At 64.8% G+C, this 16,989-nt stretch carries 15 protein-coding genes; 8 read left to right on the top strand and 7 right to left on the bottom strand.

Annotation, left to right across the window (positions count from 1 at the left end):
- The first annotated feature begins 72 nt into the window (after positions 1 to 72).
- The 4 genes from QME71_05840 (at position 73) to QME71_05825 (ending at position 4,104) form a co-directional block, all read left to right on the top strand.
- Positions 73 to 1,080 (top strand): uroporphyrinogen decarboxylase family protein, encoded by a 1,008-nt coding sequence (locus QME71_05840; GenBank protein ID MDI6857819.1) that lies wholly within the window; start codon positions 73 to 75, stop codon positions 1,078 to 1,080.
- Complete coding sequence (locus tag QME71_05835; GenBank protein ID MDI6857818.1) at positions 1,077 to 2,015, top strand: bifunctional riboflavin kinase/FAD synthetase; 939 nt, start codon at positions 1,077 to 1,079, stop codon at positions 2,013 to 2,015. The genes QME71_05840 and QME71_05835 overlap by 4 nt, the downstream gene beginning before the upstream one ends.
- 7 nt (positions 2,016 to 2,022) lie before the next feature.
- The gene (tyrS, locus tag QME71_05830; protein ID MDI6857817.1) at positions 2,023 to 3,417 is read left to right on the top strand and encodes a tyrosine--tRNA ligase; all 1,395 of its coding nucleotides are present in this window, start codon (positions 2,023 to 2,025) and stop codon (positions 3,415 to 3,417) included.
- 201 nt (positions 3,418 to 3,618) lie between these two features.
- Positions 3,619 to 4,104 carry a hypothetical protein gene (locus QME71_05825; protein ID MDI6857816.1) on the top strand — a complete coding sequence of 162 codons (486 nt, stop codon included), beginning with the start codon at positions 3,619 to 3,621 and terminating at the stop codon, positions 4,102 to 4,104.
- Between the two features lie 58 nt (positions 4,105 to 4,162).
- On the opposite strand, the gene fusA is transcribed toward QME71_05825, so the two are convergent.
- Positions 4,163 to 6,235 (bottom strand): elongation factor G, encoded by a 2,073-nt coding sequence (gene fusA, locus QME71_05820; GenBank protein ID MDI6857815.1) that lies wholly within the window; start codon positions 6,233 to 6,235, stop codon positions 4,163 to 4,165.
- Positions 6,236 to 6,364: 129 nt separating this feature from the next.
- Entirely contained in the window at positions 6,365 to 8,008 is a 1,644-nt protein-coding gene (murJ, locus tag QME71_05815) for a murein biosynthesis integral membrane protein MurJ (GenBank protein MDI6857814.1), read from the bottom strand.
- A gap of 101 nt (positions 8,009 to 8,109) precedes the next feature.
- Here murJ and rpsT point away from each other — a divergent pair, with 101 nt between their 5' ends.
- A complete protein-coding gene (gene rpsT, locus QME71_05810; protein MDI6857813.1) occupies positions 8,110 to 8,457 on the top strand; it encodes a 30S ribosomal protein S20 in 348 nt (115 codons plus the stop codon).
- 85 nt (positions 8,458 to 8,542) lie between these two features.
- Here rpsT and QME71_05805 read toward each other — a convergent pair whose 3' ends face one another.
- The 3 genes from QME71_05805 to QME71_05795 form a co-directional block, all read right to left on the bottom strand.
- On the bottom strand, positions 8,543 to 9,850 hold the full coding sequence (locus tag QME71_05805; protein MDI6857812.1) for an LCP family protein: 1,308 nt from the start codon (positions 9,848 to 9,850) through the stop codon (positions 8,543 to 8,545).
- A gap of 175 nt (positions 9,851 to 10,025) precedes the next feature.
- Complete coding sequence (locus QME71_05800; protein MDI6857811.1) at positions 10,026 to 11,153, bottom strand: hypothetical protein; 1,128 nt, start codon at positions 11,151 to 11,153, stop codon at positions 10,026 to 10,028.
- A gap of 42 nt (positions 11,154 to 11,195) precedes the next feature.
- Positions 11,196 to 11,900 (bottom strand): ComF family protein, encoded by a 705-nt coding sequence (locus QME71_05795; GenBank protein ID MDI6857810.1) that lies wholly within the window; start codon positions 11,898 to 11,900, stop codon positions 11,196 to 11,198.
- 162 nt (positions 11,901 to 12,062) lie between these two features.
- Here QME71_05795 and QME71_05790 point away from each other — a divergent pair, with 162 nt between their 5' ends.
- Entirely contained in the window at positions 12,063 to 12,743 is a 681-nt protein-coding gene (locus QME71_05790) for a molybdenum cofactor biosynthesis protein MoaE (GenBank protein ID MDI6857809.1), read from the top strand.
- A gap of 57 nt (positions 12,744 to 12,800) precedes the next feature.
- Here QME71_05790 and QME71_05785 read toward each other — a convergent pair whose 3' ends face one another.
- Positions 12,801 to 13,091 (bottom strand): zinc-ribbon domain containing protein, encoded by a 291-nt coding sequence (locus QME71_05785; GenBank protein ID MDI6857808.1) that lies wholly within the window; start codon positions 13,089 to 13,091, stop codon positions 12,801 to 12,803.
- A 411-nt stretch (positions 13,092 to 13,502) separates the two neighbouring features.
- Here QME71_05785 and groES point away from each other — a divergent pair, with 411 nt between their 5' ends.
- Entirely contained in the window at positions 13,503 to 13,802 is a 300-nt protein-coding gene (groES, locus tag QME71_05780) for a co-chaperone GroES (protein MDI6857807.1), read from the top strand.
- Positions 13,803 to 13,867: 65 nt separating this feature from the next.
- The gene (gene groL / locus QME71_05775) at positions 13,868 to 15,487 is read left to right on the top strand and encodes a chaperonin GroEL (protein ID MDI6857806.1); all 1,620 of its coding nucleotides are present in this window, start codon (positions 13,868 to 13,870) and stop codon (positions 15,485 to 15,487) included.
- A gap of 88 nt (positions 15,488 to 15,575) precedes the next feature.
- Here the strand turns inward: groL and QME71_05770 are convergent, their stop codons facing one another.
- Positions 15,576 to 16,850: a pitrilysin family protein gene (locus QME71_05770; GenBank protein ID MDI6857805.1), complete on the bottom strand. Its 1,275-nt coding sequence runs from the start codon at positions 16,848 to 16,850 to the stop codon at positions 15,576 to 15,578.
- Positions 16,851 to 16,989 lie beyond the last annotated feature (139 nt).

Below are 16,989 nucleotides of genomic sequence, written 5' to 3'. Positions count from 1 at the left end.
AAACCCCTCTTTCTTTTCCCGCGCCGAATCTCGACCCGCCGTTTGGACAACTTGCGCTAGAGGCCGCTTACGATGGCAATGACCCGCTGGGAGAGGGTGAGGGCCGCCCTCGCCGGCCGCGAGGTCGACCGTCCGCCTGTCAGCTTCTGGGGGCACGACTACGCCCGCGAGTGGACGGCGCAGGGGCTGGCGGAGGCGACTCTGGAGCGTTACCGCGCGTTCGGGTGGGACTTCGTCAAGGTGAACCCGCGCGCCACCTACTACGCCGAGGCCTGGGGCAACCGCTACCGGCCCTCCGGCGAGGCAACCCGCGGCCCCGTGAACGTTGACTACGTGCTGAAAAACGGCTCCGATCTCGACGCCGTCAAATCCCTCGATGGGAGCGCGGGCCCGTTCGGCGAGCAAATCGAGGCGCTGCGGCTGATAAAACGGGGCCTGGGCGACGAGGCGCCGTTCATCCAGACCGTGTTTTCGCCCCTGACCGTCATCGGACGGCTCGCCAACGGCGACCTCGCCTTCGTGCGGCGTCAGATGCGGGAAAACGCGGAGTCGCTACACCGGGCGCTTTCCGCGGTCGCGCAGACGCTCGCCGCCTACGCCGCTGCCTGCGTGGAGGCGGGAGCCGCCGGCATCTTCTTCGCCACGGTGGACTGGGCTACGTACGACAGCGCCAGCGAGGAGCAATATGCGGCGTTCGGGCGCCCGTACGACCTTCAGGTGCTCGGCGCCCTTGCGAACGCGCAGTTCAACGTCCTGCACGTTTGCCGGCGCAACAGCATGATCGAGTCGCTACTTGACTACCCTGCGCACGCCGTCAATTGGGCTGTCGGGCTCACGGGGAACCCCCGGCTCGGCGACGTGCTTGCAACAACCGAGAAGGCGGTGATGGGCGGCGTCGCGGTGGATACGGCCGTCGCTGGAACGCCGGAGGCCGTCGAAGCGGAGGCGCGGCAGGCGCTGGCGGAGACGGGCGGCCGGCGTTTCTTCCTTACAGCGGGGTGCTCGGTTCCCCCTGATACGCCGGAGGCCAATCTGCGGGCGGCGCTCGCCGCCGTCGAGGAGAGACGTCGAGAAGGATGAGCGAGAGCGTTTCGCCCGTCGAAGAGCTGAGCGCCGTCAGGGTGGAGCGCGAGACCGCCCTCACCGTCGGCGTCTTCGACGGCGTGCACCGCGGCCACCTGCACGTGTTGAATACGCTCAAGCGGCGCGCCGCCGAGCGCGGCTTCGCCAGCGGCGTCATCACCCTTCACCCTCACCCCGCTCTTGTCCTCAATCCGAGCACGCCCATCGTCTACCTGACGACGATCGAGGAACGCGTGGAACTGCTGCGCGCGAGCGGCGTCGATTTCGTCGTCCCGCTTACGTTCACGCTCGATCTGGCGCGGTTTTCCGCCCGCGAATTCGTAACGTTGCTTGTGGAGAAGCTGCGGATGCGCTTTCTGCTCATCGGCCCCGATTTCGCGCTCGGACGCGGCCGCGAGGGCGGCCCTGCACTCCTGTCGCAACTCGCCTCAGAGATGAACTTCGAGCTGGAGAAGGTGGGGCCGTTCGTCGAGAAGGGGCAGGTGATAAGCTCTTCGACGGTGCGGGTCGCGTTGCAGGAGGGCGACCTGGAGACCGTGGCCCATCTCCTCGGGCGGCCGTTCTCGCTGCACGGGCCCGTGGTGCACGGCGTAGAACGCGGGAAAGTGATGGGCTTCCCTACCGCCAACATCGGCGTCGGTTCGGGGATGGCGCTGCCGCCGTTCGGCGTCTACGTCACCCGCGCCCATATCGGCGCCGCGACCTACGACTCCGTTACGAACATCGGACGCCGCCCGACATTTGACAACGGTGAGCGAACGGTGGAAGTCTATATAATGGACTTCGATGGCGATCTCTACGGCGCGGAAGTCCGCATCGACGTGCTGAAGCGGTTGCGCGGCGAGGTGCGGTTCGCAAGCGTTGACGAGCTCGCCGAGCAGATCCGGCGGGACGTGGCGGACGCCAGGGGCTATCTGGCGTCGCATCGATAGGTAAGGCATGAAGATGCTGCCCGCGGAAGAGCAACTGCGGCTCCTCATGAGGGGCGTCGAGTACGGCGACGAAGGCGTGCGCCGAGCGATGGAGGACGAGCTGCGCGAGCGGCTGGCTGAGGGCCGCCCGCTGCGCGTCTATCTCGGCATCGATCCCACGGCGCCCGACCTTACCCTCGGCCATACCGTCCCCATGCGCAAGCTGCGCCAGTTCCAGCAACTCGGACACGAGGCGGTGCTCGTCATCGGCGGCTATACCGCGCTTGTGGGCGACCCCAGCGATAAGGACAGCGCCCGCCCGATGCTGACGCTGGACGAGATCGAAGCCAACGGCCGCACCTACGCCGAGCAGGCGTTCAAGGTGCTCGACCCCGAGCGGACGGTCGTCCGCAACAACGCCGAGTGGCTGAGCAAGCTGACCCTCAAGGAGCTTATCGAAATCGCGGCCAACTTCACGGTGGGGCAGTTCCTCCAGCGCGACAACTTCGCTCGCCGGCGCGAGCGGGGCGACCCCATCTACGTGCACGAGTTCTTCTACGCCTTCATGCAGGCGTATGACGCCGTCGCCCTGGAGACGGACGCGCAGATCGGCGCGACGGAACAGCTCTTCAACCTGATGGCGGGTCGCACGCTGCAACGGGCCTACGGGCAGCGGCCGCAGATCGCCGTCTGCATGCCGATACTGGTGGGGACGGACGGCTACATGCGGATGTCCAAGAGCCAGGGGAACTACATCGCGGTGAACGACCCGCCGGCGGAAATGTACGGCAAGGTGATGTCGCTGCCCGATCACGCAATGCTCGATTACTTTACGCTGGTGACGGAGGTGCCGGCGGAGGAGATCGAGGAGATGCGGCGGCAGCTTGCGGAGCGGTCGGTGAACCCGATGGAGATAAAGAAGCGCCTCGCCCGCGAGATCGTCACAGAGCTCCACGGCCCGCAGCCGGCGCAGGAGGCAGAGGCGCGGTTCCAGGCTATCTACCAAGAAAAAGCGCTCCCAGAAGAGGCGGACGAGTGGACTTTCACGCGTGAGGAGTGGGAGCAACTGAGGGCTGCGGCGCTTCGTCTTCAGGACGAGATCGCGGACAATCCGGCTTTGGCTCGAGGCTTGCCGTTGCAGTCAGATGAGGAACGCGCCGAGACATTCCCCATGAGCGTGGGCTGGGGACGTGACCTGACGCAGTATGAGCACAGAGTGGCTCTGCCTCACCTGCTGGTGTTGAAGGGTGCGGCTTCCAGCAAGGGCGAAGCGCGCCGGCTCATTCGGCAGGGAGCGGTCGAGATTGATGGCAGGCCGTGCACCGACTTCGTTGCCATGATCAGGGAAGGCGCCGTAATCCGGGTGGGCAAGCGCCGGTTTTTCCGCATCGTGGACGCGGATAAGCACGGGGAGGGGCGCTAGGTTTCGGGAGTGTGCAAAGGGGGTGCGCCCCCTCTGCCGGGGGTCTGGGGGTGTCCCCCAGATTCCAATACAACGCCACTGGGTGGGCGGGTGGGAAGAATCGCGTGGCGAGAGGGCACCGCATCGAGCGACGAAAAGACGGTAGCTACGATTAAGGCGCTCCCGAAGGGGAATGCGCCGGGGTTACAGGGGTGTCCCCTGATGGACTTCGATTTTCGGCTCGACCTGAACGAGGTAATGAACGTCGTTGAGAGCGCCGACGTAGTCGCCCTCTACTTTCCACTCCTGCGGAAGACCCTCCTCATCGATGGCCGCAGCAGCGCCGTCGACGGGCCGATGGTGAAGGTGGTGCCCATGGTATCGACCCCGGACGAGCGGCTGCGCAGCCTGAGGCAGCTCCGCCCCCGGCTCCCGCGTCCCGAGAGCATAACGATCATCCCCTGGCCGAAGTACGTCGCCAGCCTGGAGCGGCTGGGCGTCTGGGAGCGCATCGTCGGCCGCTTCGTGAACGCGGCGGCGCCCGACGCCGTGCGGCAGTGCGAGGCCGCCTGGCAGGAGCTGCTGAGCCTGGAGAGGGAAGAGGTGTTGCGCGCCGTGACGGGCGAGGACTACAAGTCGCTCTGGGAGAAGTCGATGCCGAACCGGCCCGACGAGCAAGCGGGAGCGGGCGAGGGGGGCAGCGGGTAGCGCTCGAGAGCAGAAGGCCGGAGCGCGCGCTCCGGCCTTTTTCGTTGCCCTTTTCAGTTCAGGAGGACTTGGCTTCTTCCTTCGCCTTCTCGATGATCTTCTGCGCCAGGTGCGCCGGCACTTCCTCGTAGTGGCTGAACTCCAGGCTGTAGCGCCCGCGCCCCTGCGTGATCGAGCGGAGATCGGTGGCATAGCGCTGCACCTCGGCGAGCGGCACCTGCGCGTCAATGACGCTGCTGCCGTCCTCAGGTGTTATGCCCAGCACCTTCGCCCGCTTGCTGTTGAGGTCGCCCATCACGTCACCGGTGTTCGCTTCCGGCACCACCACCCGCAGATTCATTATCGGCTCGATAAGGATGGGCCGGGCCTGCAACGCCCCCTGCTTGAGGGCCATGGCGCCCGCGATCTTGAACGCCATCTCCGACGAATCGACCGGGTGGTCCTTGCCGTCGTAAAGCGTGACTTTCGTATCTACGAGGGGGTAATGGGCGAGGACGCCTTCGTTCATCGCCTCGGTCACGCCCTTCTCCACCGCCGGAATGTAGGTCTTGGGCACGACGCCGCCCACGATGGCGTCGGCGAACTCGAAGCCGCTGCCCCGCGGCAGCGGCTCCAGCCTTATGGCGACGCGCGCGTACTGTCCGTGCCCGCCGGTCTGCTTCTTGTGCGTGTACTCCGAGCTGCTGGTGGTCGTGATCGTCTCCCTGTACGGCACTTTGGGCGTTGTCAGCTCCAGGCCCACGCCGAACTTGCGCTGCACCTTCTCGACGGCGACATCCAGGTGGGGCTCCCCCAGGCCGGAAAGCACCGTCTCGCCCGTGCTCTGGTCGCGGTGTACGTGCAACGTCGGGTCCTCCTCGACGATGCGCGCGAGCGCGCTCCCCATCTTGTCGAGGTCGGCCTTCGTCCGTGGGTAGACGGCGGCGCTAAATGCGGGCGGCGGGAACCCGATCGGCGGCAGTATGAGGGGCAGCTCGCGGTTGCAGAGGGTGTCATTGGTCGAGGTCTCGCCGAGCTTGGAGAGCGCGCCGATATCACCGGCCGTCAACTGGGGCGTCGGCTCCTGGTTCTTGCCGCGCACTGTGAACAACTGCGCGATGCGTTCGGCGGTGCTCTTGTTCGCGTTCCAGGCCTGCGAATCGGCCTTGAGGGTGCCGGAGTAAACGCGCAGGTACGTCAACTTGCCCACGTAGGGGTCGGCTGTGGTCTTGAAGACGAGCGCGGCCAGCGGGCCGGCGGCGTCCGCCTCAAGCTCCTGTTGCTCGCCCGAACCGGCGTTCTTTGCGACGATGGTCCCGGCATCGACAGGCGACGGCAGGTATTCGACGGCGGCTTCGAGAACGCGCTGAGTGCCGATGTTCTTCAAGGAAGCGCCGACGAGCACCGGAACGATGGTCTTCTTGATCACGCCCGCCCGCAGCCCTCGCGATAGCTCCTCTTCGCTCAGCTCCTCGCCCTCGAGGTACTTGTTGAGAAGCTCATCGTCCGCCTCTGCGATCGCTTCCACGAGCTGCTCGCGATATTTCTCGACCTCGCCGGCAAGGGAGTCGGGCGCGGCTGCCTCTGCCGCCTTCTCGCCGCTGTAGCTCTTCCTTGTCAGGAGATCGACGACGCCCTCGAATGAGCTTTGCCTGCCGATAGGGAGCTGGAGAGGGACGCATTGCTTGCCGAAGAAAGATTGTATCTGGTTTAGCGCCTGGAAGAAGTCGGCGTTCTCCCGGTCCATGCGGTTCACGAGGATGAGGCGGGGCAGGTCGCGTTCGTCGATGTAGGACCACGACATCTCGGTGCCCACCTCCACTCCCGAAGAGGCGTCGACGACAAGCAGGGCGGCGTCGGCGGCGCGGAGACCGGCCTTCACCTCGCCCACGAAGTCGGCGTACCCCGGCGTGTCGATGAGGTTCAGCTTCTTGCCTTTCCACTCGCAGGGAAGAAGGGACAGGTTGATGCTTATCTTGCGCTTCGCTTCGTCGGGGTCGTAATCGGAGGTGGTGGTGCCGTCTTCAACGCGGCCGATCCGGCTGATGGCGCCGCTGACGAACAGAGCCGCCTCGGCGAAAGAAGTCTTGCCGGTTCCTCCATGGCCGACGAGGGCGATGTTGCGGATATCCTCTGTCCTGTATTCCTTCATGCGTGAATGCTCCTGATTGAATGGGGGCTTAAATCATGTTACCCGAACGACCGGGCCGGGGCAAGGACGCCGCCGTCCGGCTTGGTCGGGCCGCGCGTGTGTCCAGGAAACGGCGCTTGCGGCTCTAGCTCAGGGGAAGCGGACTTCGCCCGACACGTCGGCGCCGCCGGCCGCGGTGGATGCGAACGGGAGCCGCAGCGTGGGAAAGCGGCGCAGCAGGACGCCGGTCTCGTCGCTTCCGAACACCGAGGCGCCGAACAGGAAGACGGCCGCGCCGAGGGCTCCGCCGCCGACCAGCGCCACGAAGGCATCGCCCAGGCTGCCCGTGTTCAGATGCCCCGACAGATGCAGCAGCATGACGAACAGCCCAACGACCTCCGCCATCAGGACGGTGGCGCCTGCCGTTCGGACGGCGGAGGCGGTCACCTGCCGGTCGTCGAGGCCGGACAGCCTCTGCCTCAGCACGGAGAACAGCAGCGCGAACTCAAGGACAGCGCTCAGAGAATAGGCAAGGCCAAGCCCACGCACTTCGAGCGGGTTGACCAGTATCAGACAGAGGATGAGGTTCGCCACCATCGAGACGACGGCGAATTTGACCGGCGTGCGCGTGTCGGAGAGGGCGTAGAAGCCGCGGCTCAGGATCTCGGTGCCGGCCAGCGCGAAGAGCCCCATCGCGTAGAAGACCAGGGCGTCGAGCGTGATGTCGGTGGAGGCGGCGGTGAAGGCGCCGTGCTCGAAGAAGAACGTCAGCAGCGGCCGCCCCAGGATCATCAGACCGACGCTTGAGGGCAGCGTGAGGAAGAGTATCAGACGGAGACTGAGCGAGAGCATTCGCTTGAGTTCGCTGATGTTCTCCGTCGCCGCTTGCTCGGCGAGCGTGGGGAAGACGGCAGTAGAGATGGCCATGCCGAACAGCCCCAGCGGCGTCATGACGATCAGCCAGGCGTAGTTCACAGCCGATATCGCCTGATCGCTCACCTGCGAGGCGAAGAAGATGGTGACGAGAAAATTGAGCTGCACCGCCGCCAGCCCGAAGGCGCGCGGCAGCATGAGCCGCCCAACCTCGCGCACGCCCGCATCGCGCCAGTCCGCCGCCGGCCGGTACGCCATGCCGACCAGGCGGAGCGCCGGTATCTGAACAAGAAGGTGGAGCAGCGAGCCGACCACGACGCCGATGGCAAGCGCGTGCACGTCGTCGGAGACGAGGGCGGCGACGATGATCGACAGGTTGTACGTCCAGGGAGCGAGCGCCGGGAAAAGGAAGTGGTGCCGCGCATTCAGTATTCCCATGAACATGCCGCTCACGGAGAAGAAGACGGGGGAGATGAGCATTATCCGCGTCAGATCGACGGCGAGCGCGTGAAGCTCCGCCTGGCGCCCCGATTCTTCTCCCAGGCCGGGGGCCATGATCGGGACGAGCCAAGGCGCGAGGATGAAGCCGACCAGGGCAAAGGCGATGGTGGCAAGGAAGATGAGGTTGAGCACCGAGCTCGCGAGGCGCCAGGCCTCGTCGCTCGTGCGTCGCAGATAGTACTGGGAGAAGACGGGGATGAAGGCGCTGGCGAGGGTCGCGCCCGCCAGGAGCTGGAACACCATGTCTGGCAGGCGAAAGGCAACCCAGTAGGCGCTGAGCTCGGGGCTGGTGCCGAAGCCCTGGGCGATGGCGACCGTGCGGAGCAGACCGAGCAGCCGGCTGCCGAAGAAACCGACCGCTACGATGATGGCCGCGGCGGCAAGCCCACCGCTGGGGCCCTGCGCCCTCGACTCTTCCATGCTCTCGTTCGTTTGTGAGATTCGCAGAGATTATAGCATCCCTAGACACCACGGGAGAGGTGCTCTAATATAGTCAACAGACCGGACGAGGAGAGACTATCTTGGCAGAGAGCAGGTCCCCGGCGAAGCGGGCGCGACAGGCCGAGCGACGCCGTCAGCGAAACAGGTCTGTGCGGAGCGCCACCAGGACGGAGGTCCGCAAGGCCCTTCCCCTGATCGAAGGGGGAGCGCTCGAAGAAGCGGAGAAGGCCGTCCGCCACGCCGTGAGCGCGCTCGACAAGGCGGCGGAGAAGGGGATTATACATCCCAACAACGCGGCCCGTCGCAAGTCGCGGCTGATGAGGAAGTACGCGGCTGCCGCCGCTGCCGCCTCCGCGACGGCGGAGCCGGCGCCCGCCGCCCCCAAGGCGCGGGCCCGCCGCACGAAGAAAAAGGAGACCGGCTCCTAGACCCGCTCCGGCAACGGGAAAGCCGCGCCCGAACAGGGACGCGGCTTTTTCTTTCCGCGCGATGGGCGAACGCGCCCGGCCGCGGTCAATCGACCATTGCGGCTTCGACGTCCGACGCCAGCTGCACGACGATGTCGGCGTTGGTGTTGCGGAGCGCCTCTTCCTCCGGCAGCGCCTGCCGGACCTGCTCGGGCGGCACTTTCAGCCACTCGGCCAGCCTGCTGAGCGTGTAGTCTTTCGTTCCTCCACTGAAGTCCAGAATCACAGTCTGGGGGAAGACGCCGCCGTCGGGTGGGAGGACGCTGATGAGCGATTCCTCGGGAAACCCGAGATCAACAAGCAGGTCATACGTTTCCTCCGCGAGGCTGTCCTCACCTGTCCCGTCCTGAATCTCCACCAGCGCGTTCTCTTCAAGGATGCTCTGGTCGGAGAAGAGGGCGTTGACGAGTCGCTGGATGCAGTCTTCGGCAGGCAGCAGCACCTGGGCGCCCTCATCGGTGACCCAGTCCGTGGTGCAGGCGCCGAGCGAGAGAGCGGCCACCTTCTCGGGTGGTATATCGCTGGCCAGCGCGGCGAGACCCGGGATCTGGAAGTCGTTCACGTCGGTGTCGATGGCGTCCTTGTACTTTTTCCAGAGTTCAAGGGCATTGCGGAGGACGCCCTGATCGAGGGCTGCGTCCATGGCGGCGAAGATTATGCGTTGCTGCCTTTGTATGCGGTCGAAATCGTTCGATGGGCGGCGGATGCGGGCGTAAGCGAGGGCGGTCTTGCCGTCCATGTGCTGCACCCCCGGAAAGAATTCCTGCGGGTCGTAGTCGCCCGGCAGTTCACTCTCTGAGTACTCGGGGTCGTACAGGTACTCCGGCACGTCGACGTCCACGCCGCCGAGCGCGTCGATAAGTTCCTTGAACCCCTCGAAGTCGATGATGATGTAATGGTGTATCTTTACGCCGATGTTGCGCTCGACCGTGTCGATGGCGAGCGCGCGGCCCCCGCCCGAATACCCGTTGACCTCGCCCATGATGAAGGCGGTGTTTATGCGGTCCTCATAGTAGCCGCCGTCTTCGTAGGGGATTTCGACGTAAAGGTCACGGGGGATCCCCAGTATGCCGGCGGTCTTCGTCTTCGGGTCGAGCGTGAGGATGAACATCGTGTCGCTGCGGGAGGGGGCGTCGCCTTCCGAGGGGCGAAGGTCGAGGCCCATCACGAGGAAGTTGATGCGCTCGCTGCCGATGCCGTTGCCGGTCCCGCTGTCGACCCCGGGCAGCTTACCGAGGCCGCCGCTGAGTCGCAGGCCGTTTCCGGGAAAGAGGATCTCATCGATGCGGCTGACGAGGACGAGGGCGCCGTAGGCGGCGCCGAGGGCAAACAGAACGACCAGGAACGCCAGCAATAACCTGTGGCCTATGCCGACGCTGGAAGTCCTGGAAGGCAGCCGTGGCGTCGAAGAGTTCCCTAACACCGTCGTGAGCGTATCCTATTGATTGTGAGGCTGTCAAGCTGAGTTAAACCCGCCGGTCGGTAGCTTAGGGCGACCGCTATTTCGGAGCACGGCCGGACGACGGCGATCAGGACGCGGCGTTGGCCGCCGCGGCCGCATCGTGCTCGCTCCACGCCTTTTCGATGAGCGCCATCAGGCCGCCGGCCACCAGCGAATGGCCCCCCAGTATGACGGGGATGGGAGCATTTGCCGCTGCCTCGGTGAATTCCCGCAGGAAGGGATCCGTTATCTGGTCGTGCCGGGCCAGGTCGGAGAGGAAGCGGTCGGCGCGTGAGGGCGCAAGGCCGAGGTGAGCGAGGAGGACGCGGCTGTCGATGAGGGCTACGTCCGCCAGGGTGGCAAGTTGTTCGAAGAAGCGGCTACAGCCCACTTCCTGCAGGTGGTATCCGAGCAGCGAGCGGGCCTGCCGCGTTTTTTCGCGACCGGAGGCCTGCATCCCGCGCTCTTCCGAGAAGACTCGCACGCGGCATGCGGTCTCTTTCTCCAGATGCTGCCAGACCTGGCTTCCCACGCGGCCCGCCACCAGCACTTCGGCGCCGCTATCGGCGAACGCGGTGAGGACGCGCTGGTAAGGCTCGACATCGAGAGCGGCCTTTTCAAGCCACGCCTCCAGACGCGGGCCGGCGCCGCCGATGAGCTTGAGTATGGCGAGATCGGCGGGAGAGTCGATGTTGAACTGTGTGGCGGCCCTCCGGGGAAGCTCCTGGGCCACGAGGCCCGCCTGGTCGCGGAGCAGCATCGCCAGGTTGTTATCGGTCGCCGGAAGCTCGATCTGCGAAAGCGCCTCTCCGGGGACGAAGGCCACGAGGTCGGCGGAGTACAGGTTGTTTGTGAGCACGGTGCTCCACGCCATCCTGAGATAGTGGCCAAGCGAGAAGAAGTCGTCGTGCTGCATGAGGGGAGCGCAGCCGGCGCCGAGGTATATGACGCGTTCGAGCTTGTGACGGCGGACCACCTCGGCGAGGCGCTTCCCGAAGTGAAAAGGCCCCTGGTCGACGTCGACCTCGATGTCCGGTGGGCAGCGCTGCGTCATCTCTTTGCGGTCGGTGACGAGGACGGCGCCTTCCACCACGCCGGAACCGACGATCTTCTCCAGCGAGTCGAGGACGTCTTCCGCCAGCGCTTCGGCGAGCATTTCTTCCACGGGGCTGCCGGAGATGCCGCCGTAGAAGACTAGCAGTTTGGCCAGAGACATGTGTCGCTCCCAGACAAGAAACGCAAGGGTAATATGCGCGTTTCAGTCCTCTCGTGCAAAGGTGAGCGCCCAGACAGACGCGGCGCCGTTTTCCCGAAGCACGCGGGCGCAAGAATCGAGCGTGGCGCCGGTGGTGGAGACGTCGTCCACCAAGAGCGCCCTGCCCGCGAGCGGCGACCCTCCGTAGGCGAACGCGCCCGCGACGTTGGCCCTTCTCTCCTCGGCGCTCGGCCTCTCTGCCTGCGACCGCGTGTTCCGCTGTCGCACGAGCGCCTTCTCTGCCACCGGGACGTCAAGTTTTCGCGCCAGGCCGCGCGCGATCAGGGCCGACTGGTTGTACCCTCGCGTCCGCTCGCGATGCGGGTGCAACGGGACAGGGACGACGATGTCGAAGGGAACGGGGTGTTTTTCCAGGTGTCGCGCGAGGAGCGCGGCGGCAGGCGCGGCAAGGGCCCTCTGCTGCCTGTACTTCAGCGCATGGACGAGTTCCCGCGCTACCCCCTCGAAGACGTAGGCCGCGCGCAGTCCCTCGAAAGCGGGGCGCTGTGTGCGACAGCGCGCGCATGTCGGCGGATGAACGACGGGTTGCCAGCAGATCTCGCAGCGTGGCGGGCCGGCGGGAATGAGGCCCGACTCGCACCGGTCACAGAGAAAGCTGCCGAAGCGCCCGCAGCCGACGCAGCGGGGAGGAAGAACGGCGTCCAGGGCCGTCTCGCCGATTCTCCTGAGGGCGGGCCCGACCTTCATCTTCCTAATTAATCGCGGCCCATTATATATCATCGTTGCCGCTCCGTCATTCGCCGGTTTGCGCCGCGGCCCTGCCGGTTCACCTTCCGCCCGCGAATCGGCATGGATGTGCGGGCGGCGGCGGTATCGTATACTGAAATGAAGCGAGAATGTGGAGGTCTTGTGAAGGTACGAGTAAGGCTCTTCGCGGGGCTGAGGGAAGCCGTCGGGCAGCGAGAGGTGACGGTCGACCTGAGCGACGGCGCCACCATCGGCGACCTCAAGAGGGTGGTGGAGGAGCGCTTTCCCCGGCTGGCGCCGTTTCTGCCCGCCCTCGCCTACGCCGTCAACGAGGAGTTCCGGCCGCTGGACTACCGGCTGAGCGAGGGGGATGAGGTCGCGCTAATCCCCCCCATCAGCGGCGGGGAGCAGATGTTCGAAGTGACGCATGACCCGCTCGAGGTCACCCCCGTCCTGGAGGCGGTGCGGACGGACAGCGACGGCGCGGTGGTGCTGTTCTGCGGCACGGTCCGGGGCGAAAACGAGGGCCGCAGGGTGCTTCAGCTCGAGTATGACGCCTACGCGTCGATGGCGGAAAAGGCGATGCGACAGATCGGGGACGAGATCGTCGCCCGCTGGCCGGACGCGAAGGTGGCGATGCGCCACCGGCTGGGAAAGCTCACCGTCGGCGAGACAAGCGTGGTGATTGCGGTCGCGAGCCCGCATCGCGCGGAGGCGTTCGAGGCCTGCCGCCACGCGATCGAACGGCTAAAGGAGACCGTGCCCATCTGGAAGAAGGAGACGTGGGAGGGCGGCGAAGCGTGGCTGGAAGGTCACCACGTGCGCGAGGAGGGGCGGGAGTGACGGAAGCAAAGAGAGGGCCGGCAGGGCCCTCTCTAGTGTGCGAAGCGAGTGGTGTGATTACGTTTGCGCGGCCGCCGACCTCACTTTTTCAAAGCAACTGTTGCAGTAGACAGGCCGGTCAAGCCGGGGGACGAAGGGGACCGAAGTCTCCGCGCCGCAGGTGGCGCACACGACGGTCGTCATCTTTCGCTGGTCGGTCCTTTCGCGGCGCCGCGCGGCCCGACACATGGGGCATCTCTGTGGGTCGTTCAAGAGCCCCTTTTCCAGATAGAACCCCTGCTCCCCTGCAGTGAACACGAACTGCTCGCCACAGTCCCTACACATTAGGGTCTTGTCTTGTAGAGCCAACGTAAGAACCTCCCTGTCGCCACGGATGAGGTACGGGCCGGGCCCGCTAGCAACACGCCCGGCGTGGCCACCGGCGAAAAGTATAGGCCACCGAAGGGCGAAAATCAACTACAAAAGCGCTAATCTCGAAAAAATCACTCAATTAAGAACGGGAAGCAGTCTTACTTTTAGGCCCCAAATCATCCCCTCGGGTGTGGGGGCGTCATCGCAGCGGCCGCGGCGGCGCGCCGGTCGAGGGTAGCGCGCCACCAGGCGCTGGGTTTTTTCGCGCACCTGTTGCATCCCGATGACATGTACGCTATGATTGCTAGTGGATTAGCACTCTCCCCTCGAGAGTGCTAACCTGCGTCCCCGGTCACAAATCGGGAAATCTTGTCTCAAAGAAAAATCCAGGCAAAGGAGGGTAAAAGGTTGGCTACGAAGCTCGTTCCTCTGGCAGACAAGATCGTGATCAAGCCGGTTGTCCAGGAAGAAGTGCTTGCCAGTGGTATCGTCATTCCCGACACTGCGAAAGAGAAGCCGCAGCAAGGCGAGATAATCGCCGTCGGCCCAGGCCGGCTGGATGAGGACGGCAAGCGCATCCCCATGGACCTCAAGGTCGGCGATCGCATCCTCTATGCCAAGTACACGGGACAGGAAGTGAAGATCGAGCAGGAGGAGTACATCGTCCTCTCGGAGAAGGACGTGCTCTGCAAGGTAGAAATCAAGTAATCTTTCAAGCTCACCTCCGGTCGCATGCCGTGAAGTGGGCGTCTTGAACCGTAAAGGAGTTTTCTATGGCCAAACAACTGGTGTTTGATGAAGAGGCCAGACGGGCCCTGAAGGAAGGCGTGGATGTCCTCGCCGAAGCGCTGAAGGTGACCCTTGGCCCCCGCGGCCGAACGGTAGTCCTCTCCAAGAAGTTCGGTCCCCCTGTGGTCGCCAATGACGGCGTCACCATCGCCAAGGAGATCGAGCTTAAGGAACCGTTCAACAACATGGGCGCCCAGCTCGCGAGGGAGGTGGCCACGAAGACCAACGACGTTGCCGGCGACGGCACGACGACCGCCACCGTCCTCGCCCAGGCGATAGTGCGCGAGGGGCTGAAGAACGTCGCCGCCGGCGCCAACCCCATGTCCCTCAAGCGGGGCCTGGAGAAAGCCGTCGACACGGCCATCGAGGCGCTGCGCGACATGGCCCAGCCGGTGGCGGGCAAAGAGCAGATCGGCCAGGTGGCGTCCATCGCCGCCATCGACACGGAGGTGGGCAACCTCATCGCCGATGTCATGGAGAAAGTGGGGAAGGACGGCGTGATAACCGTCGAGGAATCGAAGGGTCTCAAGATGGAGACCGAGTTCGTCGACGGAATGCAGCTCGACCGCGGCTACGTCTCCCCCTACTTCGTCACAAACCCCGAGCGCATGGAAGCGGTGCTCGACGACCCCTACATCCTCGTCACTGACAAGAAGATTTCCGCCGTCGCCGATATCCTTCCCATCCTCGAGAAGACGTTGCAGGTCACGAAGAACCTCGTGATCATTTGCGACGACTGCGACGGCGAGGCGCTGGCGACGCTGGTCGTGAACAAGCTGCGCGGGACCATCAACGCCCTGGTGGTGAAGGCGCCGGCGTTCGGTGAGCGCCGCAAGGCGATCCTCGAAGACATCGCCATCCTCACCGGCGGCACCTTCATAACCGAAGAGATGGGCCGCAAACTGGAAAACGCGCAGGTAGCCGACCTCGGACGCGCCCGCCGGGTCGTCGCCAACAAAGAGGACACGACAATCATCGAAGGCCACGGCAGCGACGAGGCGATCCAGGCCCGCATAAAGCAGATAAAGGCGCAGATCGACGAGACGTCGTCCGAGTTCGACCGCGAAAAGCTGCAGGAGCGGCTGGCCAAGCTCGCGGGCGGCGTCGCCGTCATCAAGGTGGGCGCCGCCACCGAAGTGGAGCTTAAAGAGAAGAAGCTGCGTGTCGAAGACGCGCTCTCCGCCACCCGCGCCGCCGTCGAAGAGGGGATCGTGATCGGCGGGGGCGCCGCTCTGCTGCGGACGCAGCAGGCGCTGGAGAAGCTCCAGGAGGAGCTCGAAGGCGACGAACGCACGGGCGCCGGCATCCTGCTCAAGGCGGTGGAGACGCCGATGAGCCTCATCGCCGAGAACGCCGGAGAGGAAGGGTCGGTGGTGGTGGAGGCGGTGCGCCGCCTGAACGACACGAACATCGGCTATGACGCCACGACCGGCGAGTACGTAAACATGTTCGAGCGGGGCATCGTCGACCCCGTGAAGGTGGTGCGTTCGGCGCTGGAGAACGCGGCGTCTATCGGCGCCATGGTGCTGACCACGGAATCGCTCGTGTCGGACATCCCGGAGCCGCCGTCGGCCGCGCCGATGCCGCCGCCGCCGGAGTACTAGTCCGAAAGAAAAAGAAAGTGGAAGGGGCCGGAAACGGCCCCCTTCCTTATTAGCAGAACAGGAAGTGATCGCAAGTCTGCGGCGTCGGTTAGAGCTTGAGTAGGGGGAGGAAGCGGCGCTCGCTGCGGAACGGCCCCACAACAGCGAGGTTTAGCCCTTTCTCGACGAAGACGCTGCTGGCCACCCGCGCGACGTCTTCGGTTGTCACCGCCTCTATCGCCGCCATCACGTCGTCGACCGAACGTACACGCCCCAGCAGCAGCTCCTGCGCGCCGATCCAGCCGGCGACGTTGCGGGTGTCCTCCATCCGCAAGAGTAATCGCCCCTTCGACATCTCTTTCGCCTTCCGCAACTCCTCCTCGTCGACCCCTTCGCGGATACGGTTCACCTCCCTCATCAGCGCGTCGAGCGCGCGGATGACATCGATCGGCTCGACGGCGATGTAGATGACGAAGGAACCGGTGTCGAGAAAATGGTTGGTGTAGCTGTGGACGTCGTAGCAGATGGCCATTTTCTCGCGCAGCTCCACGAACAGGCGGCTGCTCATCCCTTCGCCGAGGACGGCGCTGAGCAGATCGAAGACGTAGCGGTCGGGGTGCTCGAGATGCGGGCCGTGGGTCGCCAGCGACAGGTGCGCCTGCTCGGTCTTCTTGCGCATCACGGCTGCTTTCGGCTCATTCTGGCTGTCCATCGCCGGGGACCAGGGCAGGAACGCTTTGGGCTCCCAGTCCCTCGTAAGCCGCTCAACGATTTCGAGCGCCTCCTCCTCGACCATGTTCCCCGCGATCGCCACCACTGTGTTGTTGGGGACGTACTGGCGCCCCACGTAGGAGATGAGCTGGTCGCGGCTGATGGCGGAGACGGTCTCACGGGTACCCGCGACGTCCCAACCCAGCGGCTGGTCGGGCCAGAGCGTCCGGTCGATGAGTACGTCGACGAGTTGCGCCGGCGAGTCGGCGACCATCGCCAGCTCTTCGAGGATGACCTTTCGCTCCTTCTCGATTTCTGAGGGCTCGAAGAGCGAGAAGCGGAGCATGTCGGTCAGAACGTCGGTAAGCAGCTCGAGGTGCGGCGACGCTACCTTGCCGTAGTAGACGGTGAGCTCGCGGTCGGTCGCCGCGTTCAGGACTCCTCCCACGTTGTCGATGGCCTCCGAAATCAGGCGGCTGCTGGGCCTCCTTTGCGTCCCCTTGAAGCACAGGTGCTCCGTGAAATGCGACAGGCCGGCCTCAGGCGGGCTTTCGTAGCGGGAGCCGGCGCCCACATAGATGTTGACGCTCACGGAGCGCGTCTGAGGCATGGGAGCAGTAAGGACACGAAGGCCGTTGTCCAGCACAGTCCGCCGGTAGGTTTGGTCTGCCATTTGAGAAAAGACGAGGCCCGAAAACGACCCCTGGTATCAATTTATCATCAGCAGGTCAGCGATTCAATTAAACAAAACGGCTGCGGCCATCTAATCCATCTCATGAAACGGCGACGACTGCCGAACCTTAGATAGGAGA

The organism is Dehalococcoidia bacterium, from assembly GCA_030018455.1.
Classification (GTDB): Bacteria; Chloroflexota; Dehalococcoidia; order DSTF01; family JALHUB01; genus JASEFU01.
This window is presented reverse-complemented; position numbering and strand designations above follow the sequence as displayed.

Excerpts from the sequence above, each read along its gene's own strand:
- QME71_05840 (MDI6857819.1), top strand. The coding sequence starts at position 73 with ATGGCAATGACCCGCTGGGAGAGGGTGAGGGCCGCCCTCGCCGGCCGC.
- QME71_05835 (MDI6857818.1), top strand. The coding sequence starts at position 1,077 with ATGAGCGAGAGCGTTTCGCCCGTCGAAGAGCTGAGCGCCGTCAGGGTG.
- tyrS (MDI6857817.1), top strand. The coding sequence starts at position 2,023 with ATGAAGATGCTGCCCGCGGAAGAGCAACTGCGGCTCCTCATGAGGGGC.
- QME71_05825 (MDI6857816.1), top strand. The coding sequence starts at position 3,619 with ATGGACTTCGATTTTCGGCTCGACCTGAACGAGGTAATGAACGTCGTT.
- fusA (MDI6857815.1), bottom strand. The coding sequence starts at position 6,235 with ATGAAGGAATACAGGACAGAGGATATCCGCAACATCGCCCTCGTCGGC.
- murJ (MDI6857814.1), bottom strand. The coding sequence starts at position 8,008 with ATGGAAGAGTCGAGGGCGCAGGGCCCCAGCGGTGGGCTTGCCGCCGCG.
- QME71_05800 (MDI6857811.1), bottom strand. The coding sequence starts at position 11,153 with ATGTCTCTGGCCAAACTGCTAGTCTTCTACGGCGGCATCTCCGGCAGC.
- QME71_05795 (MDI6857810.1), bottom strand. The coding sequence starts at position 11,900 with ATGAAGGTCGGGCCCGCCCTCAGGAGAATCGGCGAGACGGCCCTGGAC.
- groL (MDI6857806.1), top strand. The coding sequence starts at position 13,868 with ATGGCCAAACAACTGGTGTTTGATGAAGAGGCCAGACGGGCCCTGAAG.
- QME71_05770 (MDI6857805.1), bottom strand. The coding sequence starts at position 16,850 with ATGGCAGACCAAACCTACCGGCGGACTGTGCTGGACAACGGCCTTCGT.